The organism is Erwinia sp. QL-Z3 (assembly GCF_004551645.1).
Taxonomy (GTDB): Bacteria; Pseudomonadota; Gammaproteobacteria; order Enterobacterales; family Enterobacteriaceae; genus Erwinia; species Erwinia billingiae.
In genome coordinates this window covers 3,230,187-3,254,077 of sequence record NZ_CP037950.1, presented here as the reverse complement: position 1 = coordinate 3,254,077, position 23,891 = coordinate 3,230,187, and the positions used below count along the sequence as shown (strand labels likewise).

Below are 23,891 nucleotides of genomic sequence, written 5' to 3'. Positions count from 1 at the left end.
TCAGGAACTCCCTTCATGGATTATCAACTCGATCTCAACTGCGCAGATTTTATTCAGCGTTACTGGCAGAAACGTCCGGTAGTGCTTAAGCGTGGCTTTAAAAATTTCGTTGACCCAATCTCCCCGGACGAACTGGCCGGGCTGGCGATGGAAAACGAAGTCGACAGCCGTCTGGTCAGCCATCAGGACGGAAAATGGCAGGTCAGCCACGGCCCGTTTGAGAGTTTTGATCACCTTGGTGAGAACAACTGGTCGCTGCTGGTGCAGGCGGTGGATCACTGGCACGAGCCTTCAGCCGCGCTGATGCGCCCGTTCAGTTTCCTGCCTGACTGGCGTACCGACGATCTGATGATCTCCTTCTCGGTCCCTGGCGGCGGTGTGGGTCCCCACTTCGATCAGTACGACGTGTTTATTATTCAGGGCACCGGCCGCCGTCGCTGGCGCGTGGGCGATAAGGTGCCGTTAAAACAGCATTGCCCGCACCCTGACCTGCTGCAGGTTGAGCCGTTCGACGCGATCATTGATGAAGAAATGGAGCCCGGCGACATTCTGTATATTCCGCCAGGATTCCCGCATGAAGGCTACTCGCTGGAAAACGCCATCAACTACTCTGTTGGCTTCCGTGCGCCGAGCGGACGTGAACTGATCAGCGGCTTCGCTGACTATGCTATCGCCCGTGAGTTGGGCAGCCACCGCTTCAGCGATCCGGATGTGCCGGCACGTGAACACAAAGCTGAGATCCTGCCCGAAGAACTGGAAGGCATCCGCGCGATGATGATCGACGTGATCAACCAGCCGGAGCAATTCAACCAGTGGTTCGGTGAGTTTATTTCGCAATCGCGCCATGAGCTGGATGTGGCACCGCCAGAACCGCCGTATCAGCCAGATGAGATTTACGATGCGCTGCAACAGGGTGATAAGTTATCCCGCCTTGGCGGTCTGCGCGTGCTGACCATCGGCTCTGCGGTGTTTGTGAACGGCGAGCAGATGGAATCTCCTCATCATGCAGCCCTGACCGCCATTGCTAACCTGCATCAGCTTGGCGCAGAGGACCTGGCCGAAGCGCTGGACGATCCGTCGTTCCTCGCCCAGCTGGCGGCGCTGGTCAACAGCGGTTACTGGTATTTCAGCGACGAAGAATAGTAGACAGCCCAGAATCTCAGGGCGTCTCAAAGACAAAAAGGCCGATCTCGCATCGGCCTTTTTTATTTTTATTTCGCTTTTTCTGCCGTTAGCGCCGCGATGCGCATAATGACCGTCACCGCTTTTTCCATATTATCCAGCGAGGCAAACTCGTGCTTGCCGTGATAGTTATAGCCGCCGGTAAACAGGTTCGGGCACGGTAATCCCATAAAGGATAACGCCGCGCCATCGGTGCCGCCGCGGATCGGCTTCACGTCCGGTTCGATATCGCACTCGCGCATCGCCTGCAGCGCCAGTTCGACAATATGTGGATGGGCCTCAACCTTCTCGCGCATATTGAAGTAGCTATCATCAATTTGAACGTCTATGCGGCAACCCGCCTGCAGATTTTTGCTTTGCGTTGCCGCAAGATCCCTTATCAACTGCTTACGTGCGGTGAAGCTTTCAAAATCAAAATCACGGATGATGTAGTGCAGCTCGGCTTTATCCCCGCTGCCCTTGATGTTGTGCAGATGGTAAAAACCTTCATAGCCCGACGTGTGTTCCGGCACTTCTTTTTCCGGCATCGCCGCATGGAAGCGCATCGCCAAATCCAGCGCATTCACCATCACGTTTTTAGCGGTGCCGGGATGAACGTTATTGCCGGTAATTTTTACCGTGGCGGAAGCCGCGTTAAAGTTCTCAAATTCGAACTCGCCCATTCCGCCGCCATCCACGGTGTAACCCCATTCCGCGCCAAAGGCCGCTACATCAAAACAGCTGGTGCCTTTACCGATCTCTTCGTCTGGCGTAAAGGCCACGCGGATTTTACCGTGCGGAATATTCCCGGCTTTCAGCCGCGCCAGCGCCGTCATAATTTCGGCAACGCCGGCTTTGTCATCAGCGCCTAACAGGGTTTTACCGTCGGTGGTGATCAGCGTATGGCCAATCAGGCTGTGCAATACCGGGAACATCACGGGCGACAGAATTTCATCGCCGATGCCGAGGGCAATATCGCCGCCGCGATAATTTTCGACGATTTGCGGATTAACGTGTTTCGCGGTGAAGTCCGGCGAGGTGTCCATATGCGAAATAAAGCCAATCGTCGGCACGTCCCAGTCGACATTCGCGGGGAGCGTCGCCATCACAATGCCGTGATCGCTGAGCGTAATGTCGCTGAGCCCCAGGCTTGTCAGCTCCGCCTGCAGCACACGCGCCAGCTGCCACTGTCCTTCGGTACTCGGCACCTGACGTGCGGCGCCTTTCGATTGCGTGTCATAAGAAACATAGTTTAAGAAGCGATCGAGTAAGTTATTCATCTGCCGTCCCTCTGAATGCGAATGCGTAGTATGTGAAACCTCACCCATCAGAATATTGCTCCATGTCACTACTGCAGCAAGTTACCCGGCTGTTGTTGCCTTCTGACGGTATTTTAGTGGGTTTTGGGATAGTGGATCAGGCTTTGGAAGTGAACCACCCGATCGGTTTCATTGCGATAGCTGTGCGGACAGTCGGCCTGGAAGCGTAACCCTTCCCCGGTCTGCAAACTGTGCCAGCGATCGTTAACCTGCAGCGCTAGCCTGCCGCTGAGCACGATCACATGTTCAATCACCCCGTGGTCATGGGCCGAAGAGTCGCTGGACGCGCCCGCCGCCAGCTCGACGGCCAACATATCAAATCCCAACTGCGGATCGAAAGGAAACACCGGTGTGACCTGCATATTGCCGCTGTGTTGCTGCCAGCTGGCAATGGAGCCACTGCGTTGCACCTCTGCTGAAGATGGCGGCGTGGTGGCGGTGATAAAAAGTGAAAAAGGGACGTTAAAGCCGGTGGCGATTTTCCACAGCGTGGCCACTGTCGGGCTGGATTCGCCGCGCTCTATCTGCCCGAGCATGGCTTTACTGACGCCAGTCTGCTCCGCCGCCATCGTCAGGCTCCATTCGCGCGACGTTCGCAGTGATTTCAACGTGTGTCCAAGGTCGGGTTCCATCATTCCTCCAGTCAGTCCGGGGCTCAGTATAGCGGTTGTACGTTATAACGCACAGTGGTAGCGTGTGCGTTATAACGTACAAACAGGAACCTGCCATGCGCCCGCCGTTTTCCTTTCAGCATCTGACCTTCCCGGCCGTCGTGGCCGGTTTTGTTGCCGTTCTGGTGGGCTATACCAGTTCAGCGGCGATCATTTTTCAGGCCGCCGGTGCCGCCGGTGCCTCTGAGCTGCAAATCGGTGGCTGGCTAAGTATGCTCGGCCTGGCGATGGGCGTGACGTCACTGGGACTGTCGCTTTACTACCGCGCGCCGATTCTGACCGCCTGGTCAACGCCCGGCGCGGCGCTGCTGGTGACCAGTCTGCCAGGCACGCCGATTGCGCAAGCGATTGGCATCTTCATATTCGCTTCAGGGCTGATTTTCCTGTGCGGCGTGACCGGTCTGTTTGCGCGGCTGATGAACTATATCCCGCAGGCGATTTCTGCCGCGATGCTCGCCGGGATCCTGCTGCGGTTTGGTCTGGATGCCTTTGGCGCGCTGAAGCTTAACTTTCCGCTGACCGCCAGCATGTGTCTGGCGTACCTGCTGGCAAAGCGCTATCTGCCCCGCTATGCCATCGTGCTGACGCTGGTCGCCGGCCTGCTGATCGCCGGGTTCAGCGGTGAGATCCCCTTCTCCCATCAGCCGTTGCGCTTTGCCCTGCCGCAATTTATTGCCCCAGAGTTTAGCCTCTCAACGCTGCTCGGCATTGGCATCCCGTTTTTTGTGGTGACCATGGCGTCACAGAATGCGCCGGGCATTGCCACCCTCAAAGCCGCCGGTTACCAGGTACCCATTTCCCCGTTGATGAGTTGGACCGGCCTGGCCTCGCTGCTTCTGGCACCTTTTGGCGGATTCTCGGTGTGTATTGCCGCGATCACCGCCGCGATTTGTATGGGGCCTGATGTGCATCCCGATCCTCAGCGGCGATACTGGGGTGCGGCCTGCGCCGGCTTTTTCTACCTGCTGGCAGGATTATTTGGCGCCGCGATTGGACAGTTATTCAGCGCCCTGCCGCCGGCATTGATCCACACCATCGCCGGACTGGCGCTGCTGGGGACCATCGCTGGCAGTTTGCAACGCGCCCTTGCCGACGAGAAACAGCGGGAAGCGGCGGTGATCGCTTTCCTGATCACCGCGTCCGGGCTGAGTTTGCTTGGTGTCGGAGCCGCGTTCTGGGGCCTGGTGGGTGGCGTGATCACCCATCTGATCCTTTCTCTGCCGAAGAAAAAGCCCGTTGAGGTATAGTAGTTATCCCCGAGCGAGTGGTGGCAGCACGATGAAAAAGAAAGACTTTGTGACTCAGGATTTGCTGAGCAAAATCTATCAGCAACACGATCCGGCGCAGCGTAAGCTGCCGCCAGAGCGACAGCTGGCGGAAGAGTATGGCGTGTCGCGCTTTACCATCCGCCAGGCGCTGGAGAAGCTGGTGAGCATTGGCGTAGTCAATGTGGTGCAGGGATCGGGCATCTACATCAGCGAGCGCGCCCGCACCAATCCCCTGGTCTATAACTCGATCACCGAAAAGCGTTTCGACCAGATTGGCTTTAAGCTGATCAGCCTGCATAAAAAGCTGCCGGATAAGGACGAACGTCAGGTGTTTGGCCTGGCGGCAGACGCGTGGATTTGGCGGTTTTGCCGGGTACGTTACGTGGATAATGTGCGCACGCAGATTGAGGTTTCGAAACTGCCGGTAGCCGATTTTCCGGATCTCAACCAGCACATTATTGAGAGTTCACTGCAAAAATACGTTTTGAGTCGCGGGTTCCGCATTTCGCATCTGCTGACCAGTTATCAGGCGATTGCGGTCAATAAAGAGCAGGCGGCGTTGCTTGCCTGCAAAAAAGGCATTCCGGCGATGCAGATCAACAGCCGGGGAATTCTGGAAGGCGGCCGCGTATTTGAGATCAGCGAGGTGGTGGATATCCATTACCACTGCACCTACGTCATCCCGTTCAATCACGACAGCCTGACCTTCCGCCAGTCTTCGGGTTAAGGCGTATGCATGGCGCCATTGGGTAAGCGGCTCTGCGTCCATTCATGCGCGCGATACGCTACCGGAAACGCTTCTGCGGCCTGTTGTTCAAAGCCCACCCCAATGCCCGGCCGGTCAATCGGATAGAGATAGCCCTGCTCCGCCTGTGCTGCCTGTGGGAAGACTTTCAGCGTATTGGCACCATACGGATTGAATTCCTGAATCGCGGCGTTATGCAGGTGGATATTCAGATGGGTATTCACCGCCGCGCCAATTGGCGTCATATCCGGCGGCCCATGCCAGGCCAGTCGTACGCCAAATGCCTGACAGAGCACCGCCAGCTTCAGCGCCGGGGTGATTCCGCCCAGTTGAGAGACGTGGCAGCGGATAAAATCAATGCGACGGTTAACCACTAAGTCGTGCCATTCGGCCGGATTGTTAAACAGTTCACCCAGCGCCAGCGGCACGCAGGAATGGGCACGCACCTGCTCCAGCCAGCCGGATTGCTGAGGCGAGACAATATCTTCGATAAAGTACGGCTGATAAGGTTCAACGGCTTTAGCAAACTGGATCGCCTGCTGTGGGAACAGGCGTTCGTGGACGTCGTGCAGGATATGGAAGCGATTGCCGTACTTTTCCCGCAGCGCCTTAAACATCGCCACGGTGTTGGCCATATATTCATCCTGATCGTAGTAAGCGCCTGGCGTGGGCTGTCGGGTGCTGTGCATCCCTTCTGGCGTGCCGCCGTAAAAGCCAAGCTGGCAGCGAATATGACGATGACCGTCGGCGAGTAATGTATCGATCTGGGGAAAGAGGCCTTCCAGCGTTTCCGCCGACGCGTGGCTGTAAACAGCGATGGCATCTTTCGATTTACCGCCGAAGAGCTGATAAAGCGGCATACCGGCCAGCTGCCCTTTGATATCCCACAGCGCCATATCCACGCCAGAGACCGCATTGTTGATCACCGGACCATTCCGCCAGTAGGCATTCACCATCATCATCTGCCACAAATCTTCAATGGCATTGGCATCGCGGCCAATCAGCAGCGGCTTAAGATAGTCATCCACCATGGTTTTCACCGCCAGTGGGCGTTGCTGGAAGGTTGCGCAGCCATAACCAATGATATTTTTATCGGTGGTCACACGGACCACAATCAAATTATGGCGGTCAGGTTTAGTGATAAAACATTCAATATTTTTAATCAGCGTGGGTGACATTAAAATAGGCTCCGGTCTGGATCAGGTGGTCACTGAAGAGGTTTACTCCGGTTAATGTGCAGTACTATGAAGCTATTTATCGGCTGGCGTAAACCCTTTTTTTCGTCTGTTTTTTTTGGTCTGAAAAGCGTCAATATTATCGCCAAAAACCAGACCAATTATTGATTAGCCTGACTTTTAACGCCTGCTGATGGCGAACTGTGAGCTGAATCAACATTTATTGGTTTGTTTTAGGTTGAGGGTTTCTCTACTATTTCGCCTGGAATATCAGATCGTTTCAGGAGCAGGCTTCATGGGAATTACCGCGACAAGTCAAAAGATAATAGAGCTGGTAGGGGGTGCCGGTAATATAAATAAAGTCTGGCACTGCATGACCCGTCTGCGTTTTGATCTGGTTGATAAGAGCAAAATACGCCAGGCCGATATTAAGGCGTTACCGGGAGTATTAGGCGCACAGATTCAGAGCGATCAGTTTCAGATCATTATCGGACCGAAGGTCAATGAGTGGTATCAGGCGATTTTGCCTCAGGTGTCGCCGGATGCCGATCGGCCAGCCGCCGCGGGAAAAGCCAGAAAAGGGCTAATTTCGCTATTTATGGATACGGTCTCCGGGGTATTTGGTCCGATTGTACCGGCCATCGCGGGTGCCGGGATGATCAAAGGTTTGCTGGCAGGATTGATTGCCCTGAAGGTGATTTCAGCCAGCAGCGATACGGTGGTGGTCATTGATTTGATTGCCAGCGGCGTGTTCTATTTTCTGCCGTTTTTCCTGGCGATTTCAGCCGCGAAGATGTTCAAAACCAACGAGTATCTGGCTGCGGCGGTTGCGGCCTGTCTGATGTATCCCTCGCTGATTGACGCAGCGAAAGCGTTGGCCAGCCATGCACCCGGCGCGGTGGACACCATTTACTTCTTCAACGTGGTGCCGGTATCGGTGTTTAATTACGCCTCCAGCGTGATCCCGATTATTTTCTCTGTGCTGGCGCTCAGTTATATCCATCGTTGGGTCGACCGGTTTATGCCGGACGTACTAAAAACGGTTTTCACCCCGACATTGACGCTGTTTATTGCTGCATTAGTCGCGCTGGTGGTGATTGGACCAATGGGCATCTGGCTGGGCAAGCTGTTGGCCTGGTTTATCGAAGGGTTATTTGGCATTTCGGCAAGCTTCGCGGGTCTGGTGGTCGGTGCCATTCGCCCGGTAGCGATTCTGACGGGAATGCTTCACGCCATGACGCCGATTGCGTTGCAGAACTTTACCGATCGCGGCTATGACATGTTGATGCCAATGATGTTTATGGCAAACATGGCGATAGCCGGCGCGACATTCGCTATCTGGCTGCATTGCAAGACGCGTCAGGAGAAGTCCGTGGTGCTTTCTGCAGCGATATCAGCGTTATTGGGGATTACCGAGCCGGCGCTGTTTGGGGTGTTAACGCGTTATAAGAAAGCCTTTATCGCTGCCACCATTGCCAGTTCATTAGCCTCGGCCTTTATCGCCTTCTTCGGCGTGCGGTTATACGGTTATATCCTGTCGAGCATCTTCAGTTTGCCCGCCTACATCGGTCCCTATTTCGTTTTCGCCTTGATGGGCGTGGCGATAGCGTTGGTGTTGTCGTTTACGCTGACGATGTTGTTGGTCAGGAATAAACCATCGGAGAGTGCTGAGCAGGTGGTTGAGAGCGAGGCGTGATGGGGTTTTGGAGTTGAGGTCATGGGTGAGTGCGGTGGCACGGTGTCAGCACAGGTCAAAACCGGTTCCGGGGGTAAGGCGTCAGCATAGAGTGCCTTATCCGAGGCGCCGTAAATACATCCCTGTAGGCTTGGCTGCGGCATCCCTGCCGCAGACACTCGGCTAAGGCACTCTATGCCGCCACCCAATAGCATTGGTGTCGGTGGCTGTATTCGTGGACGCACAGATCAAGACCAGCTCGGTGGCACGGCATTGCTGCAGTGTTTCCCAGACGCACAATTCCAAAGTATGCCGCTGTAAACGGTTTTGACGTGTGCATCCCCATTTAAACAGGTGACACTGAAGCGTCGAGGAAGGGAGAGAAGGTTGATAGCGAGTCTTCGGCGACAGGGATGTCGCCGCTGAGCCCCCAGGGATGGGTTTACGGCGTCTTTGCGTTCAACCTTCTCTCCCTGAACGGGATACCGGGCCACGCAGACGACTTACTGGCTATCAGCGGCGACAACCTCTTCGCCTCAACTACTTACCTTCAGCAATTACCGCGCGATTTTAGCCAGTAGATTGTGCACAAACTTCGGCACGACTTCACTCGCTAAACCGTAGTCTTTTTCTTCGAACTCACTGCCGACCTGGCTGGGCTCGAGGTTCAGCTCGACGGTATGCGCGCCCTGCAATTTGGCTTCGTGAACGAAACCTGCGGCGGGGTAAACGTGGCCTGATGTTCCGATGGCGACGAAATAGTCGGCCTCGCTCAATGCCGCGTAAATCTCGTCCATCTGTAATGGCATCTCGCCAAACCAGACGACGTGGGGACGCAATACTGACGGGAACTGGCAACAATGACAGCGATCTTCTGGCTTAACGTCATCACCCCAATGCAGGATCTGCCCGCTGGTGGCACAACGCACTTTCAGCAACTCACCGTGCATGTGGATTACGTGACTGTTCCCTGCACGCTCATGCAGGTTGTCGATATTCTGCGTCACCAACAGGAAATGATCGCCCAACGCGGCTTCCAGTTCCGCCAGCGCTTCGTGGGCGGCGTTCGGCTGGATCTCCGGCTGTTGCAACTGACGACGGCGGGCATTGTAGAAGTCTTGCACTTTTTGCGGATCGCGCGCAAAACCTTCCGGCGTGGCCACATCTTCGACTTTATGATCTTCCCATAAGCCATCGGCCGCGCGGAAAGTCCGGATACCCGACTCGGCAGAAATACCTGCGCCGGTCAACACCACCACGCGTGGCAATGGATGTTGGGCTATCTCAATATTGCGATCGCGCTCAAAAATACGCTGACGAAAACGCTGGTGCACCTGGCGTCGGGTCTTCTTGTATCGCGCCAGACGCAGTCGGCGACGGGGAGTTCGCATCATAATTTCTCTATTCCTTAACGTGCAGGAATGCGGCACCGCGCATTCCACCTGCGTCTCCGTGACGCGCCTTTTCAAACCTCGGTGGTTTGGCAACCGGCAGCAGATGAGGTCTTACCTTCTCTGCCAGGCCGTCATACAGCGCGTCGAAATTGGACAATCCCCCCCCCAGTACCACCAGATGCGGGTCTACCAGCGTCAGCAGGTTACCCAGACAAACGGCCAGCAACTCCCGGTATCGGTCGGTATGGGCGATGGCTTGCGGATCTCCCTGATAATAGCGGGAGATAATCTCGGGTGCACTGAGAGCCTGCTGATTATGCAGCTGCCAGAGGCGGGAAAATCCCGAGCCCGACAGCCAGGAATCAATGCACCCCGTCTTGCCACAGCCACATCGCGGCTGCACTACGTTTTGTCCCAGCACGTCCAGCGCATCAATCGGCAAACGCGTGTGGCCAAACTCGCCCACCACGTAATTGCGCCCGGTTAACGGCTTGCCGTCAACAATCAGTCCGCCGCCAACGCCAGTGCCAAGGATCAGCCCCATCACCACCGGATAGGTCTGAAACTCTTCATCCCAGGCTTCCGAGAGGGCAAAACAGTTGGCGTCGTTATCGATGCGCACATCGCGACCCAGCCGTTGCGAGAGATCGGCCTGCAACGTTCTGCCCGTCGCGGCGGGCACGTTGGCGGTGAACAGCGTGCCATCGTCCGGCACCGGGATCCCCGGCACGCCAATGCCCACGCTGCCCCGTTGACCACAAAAGGCATCGGCTTCTTCCGTGAGCGCAACCAGCAGATCCACCAGCGCCTGATAGTCGTCTTTTGGCGTGACGACCCGCTTAGTCCAGACCTGCTGAAGCTGAAGGTTATACACCCCCAGCGCAATCTTGCTGCCGCCAACGTCAAAACCGTAATACATGCTGTTATTGTCCGCTCAGTACACGCGCCGGGTCGATTTTGCTCGCCCGCCGTGCGGGATACCAACTGGCAATCAGACTCAGCACCAGCGAGGTGACCAACACGATAGCCACATCTGACCAGTGCACTTCTGATGGCAGGAAGTCGATAAAGTAGATATCGCCGGACAGGAAATGATAGCCGGTTAAGGTTTCAATTCCGCGAATCAGCGGCGTGAGGTTGAATGCCGCCAGCACGCCAACCACCACGCCACTGACGCTGCCGACCAGCCCGGCCATCAGGCCATACCAGACAAAGATAGCGCGGATCAGGCCATCCTTCGCCCCGAGCGTGCGCAATACCGCAATGTCGCCACTCTTATCCTTCACCGCCATCACCAGCGTTGAAACGATGTTGAAACAGGCCACGCCAATCACCAGCACCATCGCCAGATACATAATGGCGCGGATCATCTGGATATCGCGATACATGTAGCCATAGGTGCCAATCCAGCTGCGGATATAGACGTAAGAATGCGTCACTTCACCGGCATCACGCACCAGCTTTTGCGCGGCAAACGGGTCGCTCATCTTCAGTGCAATGCCCGTGACGTTGTCACCCATGCCTAAATATTGCTGCGCATCACCCAGAGGAACCAATGCCAGGCTGTGATCCAACATGCCGCTGAGCGCTAAAATGCCGCTCACCTGCAGGCGTACGCGCTTCGGTTGCAGCAGCTTATGCTCGGGATCGCTGTTGGGGATCATGATGGTCAGCCAGTCGCCCTGCTTAACCTTCAGGCTGGTCGCCACGCCCTGACCAAGAATGATTTGCTGTTTGCCGGCGCTGAAACTCTGCCAGGCATTGTTCTGCACATACTTCGGCAACGCGCTCAGGTTGTTTTCCTGCTGAGGATCGACGCCCTTCACCTGAACCGCCTGCAGCTTCGCGCCGCTTTCAATCAGCCCGGTGAAGTTGATGTACGGTGCAGCCGCAGCGATGCCTTTCACCTGCTCTACCTTCGGCAGCAGTTGCTGCCAGCCGGTAAAGGGCTGATTGACCGGCTCGATTTCGCCATGCGGCACTACCGCCAGGATACGGTTATTCAGCTCGCGCTCGAAACCGTTCATCGCACTCAGCCCCACGATCAGTACCGCCACGCCCAGCGCAATACCGACGGTGGAAATCACCGAGATCAACGACACCATGCCGCTACGGCGACGCCCACGGCTGAACCGCAGGCCAAGAAGAAGAGAAAGATTGCCCGCCATTACGCCTTCCCTGCCAGTAACACGTCTCCGCTTAGCTGGCCGTCACGCATCTCCATCTGGCGGTTAAGCCGCTTCGCAAGATGTAAATCGTGGGTTACCACCAGGAAAGCCGTGCCCTGACGCACGTTCAGTTCGCCCAGCAGATCGAAAATGGCATCCGCGTTGCGGGCATCCAGATTACCGGTGGGCTCATCCGCCAGCACCAGGCGCGGATTGTTCACCAGCGCACGGGCGATGGCCACACGCTGACGCTCGCCGCCGGAAAGCTCGGACGGACGGTGTTTCGCACGCTTATCCAGACCCACGGCCGTCAGCATCTCCATCGCTTTGGCTTCGGCCTCGGCTTTGCCCACTTTGCCAATCAGCAGCGGCATCGCCACGTTTTCCATCGCCGTAAAGTCCGGCAACAGATGGTGGAACTGGTAAATAAAGCCCAGCTCGCGGTTACGCAGTTCAGCCTTCGCCGAGGTGCTCATGCCGTTAAGGGATTTGCCGTTAAACACCACATCGCCAGAGGTGGGCGTATCCAGCCCGCCCAGCAGATGCATCAGGGTGCTTTTACCGGAGCCGGAGCTGCCGACAATCGCCATCATTTCGCCAGGGGCCACGCTGAAGGAGACATTGCGCAGCACATCCGTCTGGACGCTGCCTTCCTGATAGCGTTTGCACAGGTCATTGCACTGCAACAGAATCGGGTTACTCATAACGTAAAGCCTCAGCGGGTTGTACGGCGGCGGCGCGCCATGAAGGATACAGCGTGGAAAGCAGCGCCACGACCATCGCCGTTACCACAATGGTGATCACTTGCGGAATGGAAATTTCTACCGGCAGCGCCGCGCCATCAAGGAACGCGCCAATCAACGGCATCAGGTTATTCAGCTGGCTGGCTAACAGCACGCCGAGCAGCGCGCCCAGCACCGAGCCGACAATGCCTGCGGTGGCACCCTGCACCATAAACACCATCACAATTTGCCGGCGGGTTAAGCCCTGGGTTTGCAGGATCGCCACTTCGCCCTGCTTCTCCATGATCAGCAGACCCAGCGAGGTGATGATGTTAAAGGCTGCCACGGCGACGATCAGGCTCAGCAGCAGGCCCATCATGTTTTTCTCCATGCGCACCGCCTGGAACAGCTCGCCTTTACGCTCGCGCCAGTCTTTCCATACCAGCCCTTCCGGCAGCTTTTGCTGGCTGAGGCTATCAACCTGCAGCGGCTTATCCAGCCACAGACGCCAGCCGGTGATGTTGCCCGCAGGATAACGCATCAGTCTTGAGGCATCCTGCTGATTTACCAGAATCTGATAACCGTCCACCTCACTGTTGGCGGCGAAGGTGCCCACCACGGTAAACAGACGCTGGCTCGGCAAGCGGCCCATCGGCGTGAACTGGCTGGCAGAAGGCACCATCAGACGCAGCTCTTCACCGCGCTTCACGCCCAGCTGGGTCGCCAGCTGTTCACCAATGATCACGTTATATTTGCCGGGCTGCAGATCGGTCTGCTTGACGTTCACCAGATAAGGCGAAAGGGGATCCGGTTCGTCCGGGTTAATGCCCAGCATCACGCCCACACCGACGCTGCGGGCGCTTTGCAGCACCACATCCCCGGTGGTCAGCGGCGTAATTTTCTTCGTTCCTTGCAGCTTGAGGCTGTCAGCCGGCAGCTGTTGCGGATTGATCGAGCCTTTGTCGCTGGTAATCAGCGCCTGAGGCATCAAATTGAGGGTGCTCTTCTCGAGCTCATGCTCAAAACCGTTCATCACCGATAACACGGTGACCAGCGCCAGCACGCCAAGCGTGATGCCGATGGCGGAGAGCCAGGAAACAAACCGGCCGAAGCGGTCTGAAGCTCGTCCACGCATATAGCGCAGACCGATAAATAACGCGACAGGTTGATACATGTAATCCGTCTTCTGGCAAAGCGTTGGCAAAAAGTGATCGAAGATAATAAAGGTTAGCCCGGCGTTATGGAACCTCTAAGCCGCTGACTGTGCAGCTTTGTTTTGTCAGCAACAGCAACAATGGCCCTCATCACCGCGATATCGCACAAAAAACAGCCGCTAATTGCTCAATTGTCGGCCGTGAATCGGCTTACACTACTATTAACCCCTCTCAAAAAGAGGTAATACGTTAAGTGCAATATCGCCGTAGAGTCAGCCCAGGAGTGGTAAAAATGTCTAAATATCCTAAAGGCAGCATTGTCAGGCACAAAACCGGCGACATTAAAGGCATGGTAGTGAACGTGTTCGAACAGGGCGATTCACCCGCGGGTTACTACGTAAAGTGGGATGACGGCAACCACAGCTATCACGGTGAAAAAGAGCTGATCTGGGCAAACATTGACCGACCTAAGATGCACTACACCCAACAATCGCCGAAATAGAGGTATACTCCGGTTAGCTGAAGGGGAACACGGTTCCCTGCTCTCCATTTTGCGAAGAGACCGTCTGACTGATTATGCCTGAACACATTCGTTACACCCTGCCCGTAAAAGCAGGTGACCAGCGCCAGTTAGGTCAACTGACCGGTGCCGCCTGTGCGGTGGAATGCGCTGAAATCATCGAACGCCATCCTGGCCCGGTGATGTTAATCGCCCCCGACATGCAAAATGCCCTCCGCCTGTATGATGAGATCAAACAGTTTACCGACGAGCCGGTGATGAGCCTGGCCGACTGGGAAACGCTGCCTTTTGACAGTTTCTCACCGCATCAGGACATTATTTCCTCACGCCTTTCCACGCTCTACCAGTTGCCGATGATGGAACGCGGTGTGCTGATCCTGCCGGTGAATACGCTGTTGCAGCGGGTTTGTCCGCACAGCTTCCTGCACGGGCACGCGCTGGTGATGAAGAAAGGCCAGCGGCTGTCGCGCGATACCTTGCGCAGCCAGCTTGAACAGGCCGGTTACCGTCACGTCGATCAGGTGATGGAACATGGCGAATACGCCACCCGTGGCGCGCTGCTGGATCTCTATCCGATGGGCAGCGATCAGCCCTACCGCATCGACTTCTTTGATGACGAGATCGACAGCCTGCGCTTGTTCGACGTCGACAGCCAGCGCACGCTGGAAGAGGTTCCGGCGGTTAACCTGCTGCCGGCGCATGAATTCCCGACCGACAAAGCGGCGATTGAGCTGTTCCGCACCCAGTGGCGCGAACATTTCGAGGTGCGCCGCGAGTCCGAACACATCTATCAGCAGGTGAGCAAAGGCACGCTGCCGACCGGCATCGAGTACTGGCAGCCGCTGTTCTTCGATCAGCCGTTGCCGGCGCTGTTCAGCTATCTGCCGGAAAACACCCTGCTGGTGAATACCGGCGATCTGGAAGTCAGCGCCGACCGTTTCCTGCTGGATGTCACCTCCCGCTTTGAAAGCCGCCGCGTGGATCCTATGCGCCCGCTGTTGCCGCCAGAAAAGCTCTGGCTGCGCACCGATGAGCTGTTTAGCGAGCTGAAAAACTGGCCGCGCGTGCAGTTGAAAAGCGAAGAGCTGCCGAAGAAAGCCGCTAATACCAACTTGCAGTATCACCCGCTGCCGGATCTGGCGGTGCAGGCGCAGGCCAAAGTGCCGCTGGATACCTTGCGTCGCTTCCTGGAAGCATTCAGCGGCCCGGTAATCTTCTCGGTTGAGAGTGAAGGCCGCCGTGAAGCGCTGCAAGAGTTGCTGGCGCGGATCAAAATTTTGCCTCAGGGCGTGCATACCTTTGCCGAAGCCGAAGCGGCCGGTCACTATCTGATGATTGGTGCCAGCGAAAAAGGCTTCGTCGACGGTTTGCGCCAGCGGGCGTTTATCTGCGAAGGCGATCTGCTGGGCGAACGCGTCAGCCGTCGTCGTCAGGACAGCCGCCGCACCATTAACCCTGATGTATTAATCCGTAACCTCGCTGAACTGCGCTCCGGGCAGCCGGTGGTGCACCTCGAGCATGGCGTGGGTCGCTATATCGGGCTGACCACGCTGGAAACCGGTGGTATCACCGCCGAGTACCTGATGCTGACCTACGCCGGTGACGCCAAGCTGTATGTGCCGGTGTCGTCGCTGCACTTGATCAGCCGCTATGCCGGCGGTGCGGATGACAACGCGCCGCTGCATAAGCTGGGTAGCGATGCCTGGTCACGGGCGCGGCAGAAAGCCGCCGAGAAAGTGCGTGATGTGGCCGCGGAGCTGCTGGACATTTACGCCCAGCGTGAAGCCAAAAGCGGTTTTGCCTTTAAGCACGATCGTGAGCAATATCAGCTTTTCTGTGAGAGTTTCCCGTTCGAAACCACCCCCGACCAGGCGCAGGCAATCAATGCCGTCCTCAGCGATATGTGCCAGCCGCTGGCGATGGATCGTCTGGTGTGCGGCGACGTCGGCTTCGGTAAAACCGAAGTGGCGATGCGAGCTGCCTTCCTCGCGGTGGAAAACCACAAACAGGTTGCGGTGCTGGTGCCGACCACCCTGCTTGCTCAGCAGCATTACGATAACTTCCGCGACCGTTTCGCCAACTGGCCGGTGCGCATTGAGATGCTTTCCCGCTTCCGAACCGCCAAAGAACAAACGGCGATCCTTGAGCAGGCCAGAGAAGGCAAAATCGATATTCTGATTGGCACGCATAAACTGCTGGCCAATGAGATCAAGTGGCGCGATTTGGGGCTGCTGATCGTCGATGAAGAGCACCGCTTCGGCGTGCGTCATAAGGAACGCATTAAAGCGATGCGCGCCGACGTGGCTATCCTGACGCTGACCGCCACGCCGATCCCGCGCACGCTGAATATGGCGATGAGCGGCATGCGCGACCTGTCGATTATTGCCACGCCACCGGCACGTCGCCTGGCGGTAAAAACCTTTGTGCGTGAATTCGACGATCTGGTGGTGCGCGAAGCTATCCTGCGTGAAGTGCTGCGTGGCGGCCAGGTTTACTATCTGTATAACGACGTTGAAAACATCGAGAAAGCGGCTAATCGCCTGTCTGAACTGGTTCCGGAGGCCCGCGTGGCCATCGGCCACGGTCAGATGCGTGAGCGCGAGCTGGAACGGGTGATGAATGATTTCCACCATCAGCGCTTCAACGTGCTGGTGTGTACCACCATCATCGAAACCGGTATCGATATTCCGACCGCCAACACCATCATCATCGAGCGCGCGGACCATTTCGGTCTGGCACAGTTACACCAGTTGCGCGGCCGCGTGGGACGTTCACACCACCAGGCGTATGCCTGGCTGATGACGCCGCATCCGAAAGCGATGACGTCCGATGCGCATAAGCGTCTGGAAGCACTCGCCTCTCTGGAAGATTTGGGCGCCGGGTTTGCGCTGGCGACCCACGATCTGGAAATTCGTGGCGCGGGTGAGCTGTTGGGTGAAGGACAAAGCGGACAGATGGAAACCATTGGCTTCTCGCTGTATATGGAGCTGCTGGAAAATGCCGTTGAGGCGCTGAAAGAAGGCCGTGAACCGTCGCTGGAAGATCTGACCAATAGTCAGACTGACATTGAGCTGCGGATGCCTTCCCTGTTGCCAGATGAGTACATTCCGGATGTGAACACCCGTCTGTCGTTCTATAAACGGATCGCCAGCGCGCAGGAAGAAGGCGAGTTGCAGGATCTGAAAGTCGAACTGATCGACCGCTTTGGCCTGTTGCCGGATGCCGCACGTAATCTGCTGGACACTGCTTCGCTGCGCCTGATGGCGAAGAAGATCGGCATTCGTCGGGTGGAAGCCAGCGACAAAGGCGGCTTTATTGAGTTCGCCGAGAAGAATCTGGCTAATCCAGGCTGGCTGATTGGGTTGTTGCAGAAGGAACCGCAGCACTGGCGGCTTGATGGCCCGACCAAAATCAAGTTTATCCGCGACCTGGCTGACCGCAAGTTAAGGATGAAATGGGTCGGTGACTTTATGGCTCAGGTGCTGGCGAACGCCGCCTGAGCCTGACTCAGCAATAAAAAAAGCGGCTAATCAGCCGCTTTTTTTCTGTCCGCGAGATGCCCACAACGGTAAGCATCTTATCAGGCAGCTACGCGCGTGGCGTCAACTGCCGGATTTTATGCCTTGTCGTTCAGCACCAGCTGACCGTTACTGTCCAGCGGGATACGGGTGCCTGGGTCATTATCCATACGGATTTTGCCCTGGTCGTTACCGATTTTATAGGTAACGTCATAACCCATCATTTTTTCCTGCTTGTCGTAAACGGTTTTGCAGCGCTGTTCGGTGGTGGTGTAGGTATCCCGATCCTGCAGTGCGCCCTGCACCTGATTACCACCATAGCCACCGGCCACTGCACCGGCAACGGTTGCCACGTCGCGACCGCGACCGCCGCCAAACTGATGGCCCAGCACGCCACCCGCTACCGCGCCCAGTACTGAACCGGCAATACGGTGCTCATCCTGCACGGCGCGACGGTGTGTCAGCGTCACGTTACGGCATTCCTGACGTGGGTTTTTGGTCGTTTCTTTAATTGGTGTTGCGGAAAGCACCTGCGCATACTGCGGGCTGCGATCAAAAACGTTCATGCCTGCAACAGCAGCGACGCCCAGGGCCGCTGCCACACCAATTCCGATACCTGCCAACATTGATTTATTCACAGGACGTTCTCCTGAAATTGTTACCGCGCAATTTAGCCTGCAGCCCATTCCGTGGCAGAGACCATTACCTGGCGTGCGCGACGCGCCATGTGGTGTTGGGGTAATTTTGCGCATCAGGACCAATTGTGACAATAAGAATACCGGACGAAATCACGTCCAGTTACCATAAGAGAAAGCTTTTAAGAGTGTTCCGATCGACGGCTTTGCGGGGCGGTAAAAGAAGAAAGGCTTATAGTAAACGCGTCACTATAAGCCTTGATGCTTGCAAATACTGTGGTACTACAACGACTAAATTGCGATCAATGCATTTTCAGGCGCGGACGGATCACCCGGTTAATGCTGCCAACCAGCATCATCAGGCCGGTTTTGAAGTAGCCGTGCAGCGCCACCTGGTGCATACGGTACAGCGAAATGTAAACGAAACGCGCAATGCGCCCTTCCACCATCATCGAACCGCGCATCAGGTTACCCATCAGGCTTCCCACCGTACTGAAGCGAGAGAGCGACACCAGCGAACCGTGATCCTTATAGACATAGGATTTCAGGCTCTGGCCTTTAATCTGCGCCAGGATGTTACCCAGCACCAGCGAAGCCATCTGGTGAGCAGACTGCGCGCGCGGCGGCACAAATCCGCCGGAAGGCAGTGCACAGGATGCACAGTCACCAATGGCGAAGATGCTGTCATCCAGCGTGGTTTGCAGCGTGGGCTTCACCACCAGCTGATTGATGCGGTTAGTTTCCAAACCGCCAATCTCTTTCATAAAGTCAGGCGCTTTGATACCCGCTGCCCACACCATCAGATCGGCATCGATAAACTCGCCCGATTTGGTGTTCAGCCCTTTTTTATCGGCGCTGGTGACCATGGTCTGCGTTAATACCCGCACGCCCAGCTTGGTCAGTTCCTGATGCGCCGCGGTGGAGATACGTGGCGGCAGCGCTGGCAGAATACGCTCACCGGCTTCCACCAGCGTGACGTTCAGCGCGCTGTTATCCAGCCCTTTATAACCGTAGCTGTGCAGCTGTTTGACCGCATTATGCAATTCGGCCGACAGCTCAACGCCGGTGGCGCCTGCGCCAACAATGGCGATGTTCACTGTGTCCTGCGGCCCTTCGCTGGAAGAGAATTTCAGGAACAGGTTGAGCATTTCATTGTGGAAACGACGCGCCTGGTGCGGATTATCAAGGAAAATGCAGTGGTCTTTTACGCCCGGCGTACCAAAGTCGTTAGAGGTACTGCCCAGCGCCATCACCAGGGTGTCATAGGCCAATTCACGTTCAGGGACCAACAGCTCACCCTGCGCATCGCGGATCTCAGACAGCTGCAGGCGTTTGCCTTCGCGGTCGATATCGGTCAGCGTGCCCAGCTGGAACTGGAAACCGTGATTGCGGGCATGCGCCAGGTAGCTCAGACCATCAATCCCTTCATCCAGCGATCCGGTGGCCACTTCATGCAGCAGCGGTTTCCACAGGTGACTGGTGTTACGATCGACCAGAGTGATTTCAGCCTTTTTCTTACGCCCCAACTTGTGACCCAGCTGAGTAGCAAGTTCAAGTCCGCCTGCCCCTCCGCCAATAATGACAATTTTCTTCAGTGGTGTAGTCAATTGACCCCCTTAAATTGTGAACCGATCGTTAACTAAAGGTTAAATTAATATCCTTAGTAAACATAGGGTTGGCGAGTTTAATTCGCTATCTGCTGGCAGAATAGCACGGGGATGAAGCAGAGATCTCTTAAAATTGATGCAGGTCAATTTTTACCAACGATCTCAGAATAGTACGAAGAAATAAGGGGCAGGACGCAGCCGGATGACTGCGCCCTAAAGCGTTAACCGAGGGTTTTAAAGGCTTTGATGCGTTGCAGATGTTGCGCGATATTTTTAAATTTATGGCCCTGCACGTCGTCCCAAATAATCTCATAGGTGCTTTGCAACGACTCTGCCGAACGCTGGCTGTCCAGCGCGTCATCGTTGCGCGAGAGAATGGCCAGGCAGCGGTCACGGTTCTTCTCGCGGAAATTACTGACGCATTTCGTCGCCAGATCGACGTACTCTTCCGGGCGATTGATTTTCCCCACCATGTTCTCTTCAGGCCAGAGGTTCGGATTGAAGATGACCTGGCGGATATCGCTGAGAAAACCAATGCGCTCGGCCCAAAAGCCACCTAATCCCACGCCGCAAATCAACGGCCTTTCATCGTCAGTGCTGCGCAGCAGTTTATCGGTCTCATTCAGCAGATACTGCATATCATGCTTGGGATGCAGCGTGCTGTAGCTCAGCAAGCGCACATCGGGGTCAATAAACTGCAGCTGGAGAACCTTTTCATGGTTCCCCGGACTGGTGGAATCAAAACCGTGCAGATAAATGATCATCGCCATCCTCGTTGAGAATTGCCGTCAGCTGCCTTTTCGCTCCAGCCAGCGCGATTGCAGCGCGGTCAGGGCCTTGTTCGCTTCTTTCCAGCGAGGCGAATCCAGCAGCTGCTGGCGGGTAAATGTTTCCCGATGATACAACCGGCTGACGCGTTCGGCGTTGATCGGCGACAGATTATCCAACACGCTGACCGCACCTTGACGGTTATTGCAGACCAGGATCATATCGCAGCCGGCATCCAGCGATGCCTGGCCACGCTCTGCGTAGCTGCCCATAATCGCCGCACCTTCCATCGACAGATCGTCCGAGAAAATCACGCCGTCATATCCTAACTCGCCGCGAAGCACGGTCTGTAACCAGTGGGACGATCCGCTTGCCGGACGGGGATCGATCTGAGTATAGATAACATGCGCCGGCATGATCGCATCCAATGCCTGCTCTTCAATCAGCTGTTTGAAAATCTGCATGTCGTGCTGGCGAATTTCCTGCTCGCTGCGGTCATCACGCGGCGTCTCTTTGTGCGAATCGGCACTGACCGCACCATGGCCGGGGAAATGCTTGCCGGTGGTTTTCATGCCCGCGTCGTGCATTCCGCGGATAAACTGACGCGCCATACGTAAAGCAATGGCCGGATCTTCATGGAAGCTGCGCTCACCAATGGCCGCGCTGCCGTGGCCGATATCCAGCACCGGCGCAAAGCTGATGTCGATATCCATGGCGATCATTTCTGAGGCCATTAACCAGCCGGCCTGCTGGGCCAGCTCGGCGGCCTTCGCTTCGTTATTTAACGCGTAGAAAGACTGCATGGCGGGCAAACGGGTAAAGCCCTCACGAAAGCGCTGAACGCGTCCGCCTTCCTGATCGACGGCAACCACCAGCCGGTTGCGCGATGCCGCGCGAATTTGCCTGACCAGTTCGGCCAGCTGCGCAGGATCGTGATAATTACGGCTAAACAGGATCAACCCGCCGACCAGCGGGTGCTGTAAAATCTCACGCTCTTCTGCATCCAGCTCGTAGCCGAGCACGTCTAACATTACCGGTCCCACACTTCACCTCTTAATCTGATAACACCCGCTGCCAGGCTTCTGCTGCCAGCGTGTAAAACATCGGTTGTTGAGTCTGCTGCCAGCGCAGCTCATACCAGCTGGCCATCAGCAGTCGCAGCCACGGCTGCCAGCGCTGCATCTGCTGCGTCAGCGCCTGCTGGTCAATATTCTGTTGCGCGGCATAGCAAGCCGTTAGCTGCTGTTGTTGTTGCTGGTTGAGGCCGTTGCCCGCCACTATCGCCGCCAGCTCCAGCGCCACATCGCCATCGCTGGCGTATTCCCAGTCGATAAGCTGCAAGCCGTCCCGATGACGGATGACGTTACCGCCATGGATATCCATATGCAGTAACGCCAGCCGCAGCGGCCTGGGCTCGCCCTGCTGTTGACACTTTTTAAGCGCCCGCAGCCAGCCATGATGGCGACGCGTCGGGCAACTTAACTGCCAGTACTGCTGTAACAGCGACAGCAGAGAAAGCCGGTAGCCGCTCAGTGGCTGCGCGTGCAAGGTGGCCACCTTTGAGGCAACCGCCTCAAGGTGCTGAATAAACCCCTGCCGATCCAGCGCTTCGCCAGGCTGCCAGCCCAGCAGTAACCACTCTGCGTTAAAACCCTGCACCGCTGGTGCAAGACCACTGCCTGAGAGTTTGCGCAGAATATGGTACTCGCGACGGCGATCGACGCCGGGAACAGGCTCGGCTTTTCGCTGATGGCGAGCCAGCAAGGTCAGGTCGCCCACCACGACTTTTCCGGTCTGGCCGGTGAGCCCGGTCAGCGGAAAAAAAGAACCGGCGGATTGCGCCGCCGGAAACTGTTGGGTGATCAGCCTGGCAAGCGCCGGATCAATGCTGGACGACACCGTTGCCTGACCAGATGATTTCACCAGTCTGCACCAACATCAGCTGCATTTGCAGCGAAGGCGTTTTCACATCGCCCTGCACGTTGCTGTACAACACATACTGCGCGCCAACAATACGCGCCAGACCCACGGCTTTACTGCGTGAGCCCAGGCTGTCTTCTGCCGACAGGCCCAGCGTCTGCTTGGCGGTCGCTAGCTGCTGCGGCGTGACCAGCGTGAACTGGGTATTATTATCCAGTGCCGTGTGCAGCGCAGCGGTAGCTTTAGAGATTTGCAGGCTGCCGTTGGTGCTGTTTTTCACCCCATCCACCAGCAGAACGCTGCCGGCGGTGACGCCATCGGCTTTCAGCATCTGCGCAATCAATGGCGAGACGCTGGCATCCCAGTTAATGGACTGGAACTTCGGCGGCTGTGGTACGGTTTCCGCTGGCGGTGGCTCAACAGGCGGTTGGACTGGCTGAGTCGGCTGCACCGGCTCGACCGGCGCAGGCTTCTGCGGTTGCTGCTGTTCATTCACACAGCCCGCCAGGATCAGCGCCAGTAACACGACACCCGAGAGTTTGATTAACTTCCTTTCCACGCAATAACTCCTAAAGATACAAATAGAGCCTGACTTTGCTCGCCGTCAGGTTACCGGTTTGCGATGATATTTCAATATTGCCATTGGCGGCCACGGTGGTGGTGCGCGGGGCTTCAAACGGGGTGATTTCCAGACCTTTGTCATCATACCAGTAGAAACGGTAGTGAACGGTTACCGGCTTCACCTGCTGGTTATAAAGCACCGAGGAGGCCCGCTGCTGCCCTTCATTTTCGGACATCACCGGCTGATCGGTGGTGATCCCGGCTGACAGGACCGATGACTCCATCACCAACGACTGCGAGGTATTGATGGTGGTGGGAGGGCTGCTGCATCCGCTGAGCAGCGCCAGTAACGTTATGCCTGTGGCAATCGCCCGCATAGTGAGGTGTGTCCGTATCAGAGGGCTAGTTAGCCAGCATTGGGCCTAAAGGACGACCACCGACGAGATGGAAGTGGATATGATAAACCTCCTGCCCGCCGTGTTTATTGCAGTTCATGATCAGACGGTAGCCATCTTCGGCAATGCCCTGATCTTTGGCAATTTTAGCCGCAACGGTGATCATCCTGCCCAGCGCCGCTTCATGGCCTGGCACCGCATCGTTGGCGGTTGGGATCACAATATTGGGGATGATCAGAATATGAGTGGGCGCTTTTGGCGAGATATCACGGAAGGCGGTCACCAGCTCATCCTGATAGACGATGTCAGCCGGGATTTCACGGCGGATAATTTTACTGAAAATCGTTTCTTCAGCCATCAGTCACTTCCTTAACGAAAAGTAGAGTTCAGGCAGTATGAGTGAGTTAGCCGTTTTCTTTCAACCTTCCCGTGACATTTCTTACGCTAATCGCCTGGCATGTCAGCATTCGGCTTGTACGGGCATGAAAAAGGGGAGCCTCAGCTCCCCTTTCGTC

The 23,891-nt window shown here is 56.3% G+C and carries 22 protein-coding genes; 6 read left to right on the top strand and 16 right to left on the bottom strand.

Annotation, left to right across the window (positions count from 1 at the left end; translation table 11 throughout):
- The first annotated feature begins 15 nt into the window (after positions 1-15).
- The gene (locus E2F51_RS15795; RefSeq protein WP_013201710.1) at positions 16-1,143 is read left to right on the top strand and encodes a JmjC domain-containing protein; all 1,128 of its coding nucleotides are present in this window, start codon (positions 16-18) and stop codon (positions 1,141-1,143) included.
- A 68-nt stretch (positions 1,144-1,211) separates the two neighbouring features.
- Here the strand turns inward: E2F51_RS15795 and pepT are convergent, their stop codons facing one another.
- Together pepT and E2F51_RS15785 are read right to left on the bottom strand one after the other, a co-directional pair.
- A complete protein-coding gene (gene pepT, locus E2F51_RS15790; RefSeq protein ID WP_134823898.1) occupies positions 1,212-2,441 on the bottom strand; it encodes a peptidase T in 1,230 nt (409 codons plus the stop codon).
- Positions 2,442-2,554: 113 nt separating this feature from the next.
- A complete protein-coding gene (locus E2F51_RS15785; RefSeq protein WP_134824884.1) occupies positions 2,555-3,112 on the bottom strand; it encodes a helix-turn-helix domain-containing protein in 558 nt (185 codons plus the stop codon).
- 95 nt (positions 3,113-3,207) lie between these two features.
- Between E2F51_RS15785 and E2F51_RS15780 the strand changes: the two genes are divergently transcribed.
- Both E2F51_RS15780 and E2F51_RS15775 read left to right on the top strand, forming a co-directional pair.
- Complete coding sequence (locus E2F51_RS15780) at positions 3,208-4,398, top strand: benzoate/H(+) symporter BenE family transporter (RefSeq protein WP_134823897.1); 1,191 nt, start codon at positions 3,208-3,210, stop codon at positions 4,396-4,398.
- Positions 4,399-4,429: 31 nt separating this feature from the next.
- Complete coding sequence (locus tag E2F51_RS15775) at positions 4,430-5,146, top strand: GntR family transcriptional regulator (protein ID WP_134823896.1); 717 nt, start codon at positions 4,430-4,432, stop codon at positions 5,144-5,146.
- Here the strand turns inward: E2F51_RS15775 and E2F51_RS15770 are convergent.
- A complete protein-coding gene (locus tag E2F51_RS15770; protein ID WP_053145484.1) occupies positions 5,143-6,342 on the bottom strand; it encodes an enolase C-terminal domain-like protein in 1,200 nt (399 codons plus the stop codon). The genes E2F51_RS15775 and E2F51_RS15770 overlap by 4 nt on opposite strands.
- A 292-nt stretch (positions 6,343-6,634) precedes the next feature.
- Here E2F51_RS15770 and E2F51_RS15765 point away from each other — a divergent pair, with 292 nt between their 5' ends.
- Complete coding sequence (locus E2F51_RS15765) at positions 6,635-8,035, top strand: PTS transporter subunit EIIC (RefSeq protein WP_134823895.1); 1,401 nt, start codon at positions 6,635-6,637, stop codon at positions 8,033-8,035.
- A gap of 536 nt (positions 8,036-8,571) precedes the next feature.
- Here E2F51_RS15765 and cobB read toward each other — a convergent pair.
- The 5 genes from cobB to lolC are packed head-to-tail and all read right to left on the bottom strand — an operon-like array spanning position 8,572 to position 13,472.
- A complete protein-coding gene (gene cobB / locus E2F51_RS15760; RefSeq protein WP_013201702.1) occupies positions 8,572-9,405 on the bottom strand; it encodes a Sir2 family NAD+-dependent deacetylase in 834 nt (277 codons plus the stop codon).
- Positions 9,406-9,415: 10 nt separating this feature from the next.
- Positions 9,416-10,327: an N-acetylglucosamine kinase gene (nagK, locus tag E2F51_RS15755; protein ID WP_134823894.1), complete on the bottom strand. Its 912-nt coding sequence runs from the start codon at positions 10,325-10,327 to the stop codon at positions 9,416-9,418.
- 4 nt (positions 10,328-10,331) lie between these two features.
- The gene (lolE, locus tag E2F51_RS15750) at positions 10,332-11,576 is read right to left on the bottom strand and encodes a lipoprotein-releasing ABC transporter permease subunit LolE (protein ID WP_013201700.1); all 1,245 of its coding nucleotides are present in this window, start codon (positions 11,574-11,576) and stop codon (positions 10,332-10,334) included.
- On the bottom strand, positions 11,576-12,280 hold the full coding sequence (gene lolD, locus E2F51_RS15745) for a lipoprotein-releasing ABC transporter ATP-binding protein LolD (RefSeq protein ID WP_134823893.1): 705 nt from the start codon (positions 12,278-12,280) through the stop codon (positions 11,576-11,578). Before lolD ends, lolE begins: the two co-directional genes overlap by 1 nt.
- On the bottom strand, positions 12,273-13,472 hold the full coding sequence (gene lolC, locus E2F51_RS15740) for a lipoprotein-releasing ABC transporter permease subunit LolC (RefSeq protein WP_013201698.1): 1,200 nt from the start codon (positions 13,470-13,472) through the stop codon (positions 12,273-12,275). The genes lolD and lolC overlap by 8 nt, the downstream gene beginning before the upstream one ends.
- A 272-nt stretch (positions 13,473-13,744) precedes the next feature.
- Here lolC and E2F51_RS15735 point away from each other — a divergent pair, with 272 nt between their 5' ends.
- Together E2F51_RS15735 and mfd are read left to right on the top strand one after the other, a co-directional pair.
- Entirely contained in the window at positions 13,745-13,954 is a 210-nt protein-coding gene (locus E2F51_RS15735) for a hypothetical protein (protein WP_013201697.1), read from the top strand.
- Positions 13,955-14,028: 74 nt separating this feature from the next.
- Entirely contained in the window at positions 14,029-17,472 is a 3,444-nt protein-coding gene (gene mfd / locus E2F51_RS15730) for a transcription-repair coupling factor (RefSeq protein WP_134823892.1), read from the top strand.
- A 116-nt stretch (positions 17,473-17,588) separates the two neighbouring features.
- Here the strand turns inward: mfd and E2F51_RS15725 are convergent, their stop codons facing one another.
- The 8 genes from E2F51_RS15725 to hinT form a co-directional block, all read right to left on the bottom strand.
- Positions 17,589-18,128: a glycine zipper 2TM domain-containing protein gene (locus E2F51_RS15725; protein WP_013201695.1), complete on the bottom strand. Its 540-nt coding sequence runs from the start codon at positions 18,126-18,128 to the stop codon at positions 17,589-17,591.
- A 299-nt stretch (positions 18,129-18,427) separates the two neighbouring features.
- Positions 18,428-19,732, bottom strand: coding sequence for an NAD(P)/FAD-dependent oxidoreductase (locus tag E2F51_RS15720; RefSeq protein ID WP_013201694.1), 1,305 nt, complete (start codon positions 19,730-19,732; stop codon positions 18,428-18,430).
- A gap of 221 nt (positions 19,733-19,953) precedes the next feature.
- Complete coding sequence (gene ycfP / locus E2F51_RS15715; RefSeq protein ID WP_134823891.1) at positions 19,954-20,496, bottom strand: alpha/beta hydrolase YcfP; 543 nt, start codon at positions 20,494-20,496, stop codon at positions 19,954-19,956.
- A gap of 24 nt (positions 20,497-20,520) precedes the next feature.
- Positions 20,521-21,531, bottom strand: coding sequence for a beta-N-acetylhexosaminidase (nagZ, locus tag E2F51_RS15710; protein ID WP_209215447.1), 1,011 nt, complete (start codon positions 21,529-21,531; stop codon positions 20,521-20,523).
- A gap of 22 nt (positions 21,532-21,553) precedes the next feature.
- A complete protein-coding gene (thiK, locus tag E2F51_RS15705; RefSeq protein ID WP_245174120.1) occupies positions 21,554-22,423 on the bottom strand; it encodes a thiamine kinase in 870 nt (289 codons plus the stop codon).
- The gene (gene lpoB / locus E2F51_RS15700) at positions 22,383-22,979 is read right to left on the bottom strand and encodes a penicillin-binding protein activator LpoB (protein WP_013201690.1); all 597 of its coding nucleotides are present in this window, start codon (positions 22,977-22,979) and stop codon (positions 22,383-22,385) included. The genes thiK and lpoB overlap by 41 nt, the downstream gene beginning before the upstream one ends.
- A gap of 10 nt (positions 22,980-22,989) precedes the next feature.
- On the bottom strand, positions 22,990-23,358 hold the full coding sequence (locus E2F51_RS15695; protein WP_013201689.1) for a YcfL family protein: 369 nt from the start codon (positions 23,356-23,358) through the stop codon (positions 22,990-22,992).
- A gap of 25 nt (positions 23,359-23,383) precedes the next feature.
- Positions 23,384-23,734 carry a purine nucleoside phosphoramidase gene (gene hinT / locus E2F51_RS15690; RefSeq protein ID WP_013201688.1) on the bottom strand — a complete coding sequence of 117 codons (351 nt, stop codon included), beginning with the start codon at positions 23,732-23,734 and terminating at the stop codon, positions 23,384-23,386.
- Between the last annotated feature and the right edge of the window lie 157 nt (positions 23,735-23,891).

Coding starts and splice junctions, on each gene's coding strand:
- E2F51_RS15795 (WP_013201710.1), top strand. CDS start 16: ATGGATTATCAACTCGATCTCAACTGCGCAGATTTTATTCAGCGTTAC.
- pepT (WP_134823898.1), bottom strand. CDS start 2,441: ATGAATAACTTACTCGATCGCTTCTTAAACTATGTTTCTTATGACACG.
- E2F51_RS15785 (WP_134824884.1), bottom strand. CDS start 3,112: ATGGAACCCGACCTTGGACACACGTTGAAATCACTGCGAACGTCGCGC.
- E2F51_RS15780 (WP_134823897.1), top strand. CDS start 3,208: ATGCGCCCGCCGTTTTCCTTTCAGCATCTGACCTTCCCGGCCGTCGTG.
- E2F51_RS15775 (WP_134823896.1), top strand. CDS start 4,430: ATGAAAAAGAAAGACTTTGTGACTCAGGATTTGCTGAGCAAAATCTAT.
- E2F51_RS15770 (WP_053145484.1), bottom strand. CDS start 6,342: ATGTCACCCACGCTGATTAAAAATATTGAATGTTTTATCACTAAACCT.
- E2F51_RS15765 (WP_134823895.1), top strand. CDS start 6,635: ATGGGAATTACCGCGACAAGTCAAAAGATAATAGAGCTGGTAGGGGGT.
- cobB (WP_013201702.1), bottom strand. CDS start 9,405: ATGCGAACTCCCCGTCGCCGACTGCGTCTGGCGCGATACAAGAAGACC.
- nagK (WP_134823894.1), bottom strand. CDS start 10,327: ATGTATTACGGTTTTGACGTTGGCGGCAGCAAGATTGCGCTGGGGGTG.
- lolE (WP_013201700.1), bottom strand. CDS start 11,576: ATGGCGGGCAATCTTTCTCTTCTTCTTGGCCTGCGGTTCAGCCGTGGG.
- lolD (WP_134823893.1), bottom strand. CDS start 12,280: ATGAGTAACCCGATTCTGTTGCAGTGCAATGACCTGTGCAAACGCTAT.
- lolC (WP_013201698.1), bottom strand. CDS start 13,472: ATGTATCAACCTGTCGCGTTATTTATCGGTCTGCGCTATATGCGTGGA.
- E2F51_RS15735 (WP_013201697.1), top strand. CDS start 13,745: ATGTCTAAATATCCTAAAGGCAGCATTGTCAGGCACAAAACCGGCGAC.
- mfd (WP_134823892.1), top strand. CDS start 14,029: ATGCCTGAACACATTCGTTACACCCTGCCCGTAAAAGCAGGTGACCAG.
- ycfP (WP_134823891.1), bottom strand. CDS start 20,496: ATGATCATTTATCTGCACGGTTTTGATTCCACCAGTCCGGGGAACCAT.
- nagZ (WP_209215447.1), bottom strand. CDS start 21,531: ATGTTAGACGTGCTCGGCTACGAGCTGGATGCAGAAGAGCGTGAGATT.
- E2F51_RS15695 (WP_013201689.1), bottom strand. CDS start 23,358: ATGCGGGCGATTGCCACAGGCATAACGTTACTGGCGCTGCTCAGCGGA.
- hinT (WP_013201688.1), bottom strand. CDS start 23,734: ATGGCTGAAGAAACGATTTTCAGTAAAATTATCCGCCGTGAAATCCCG.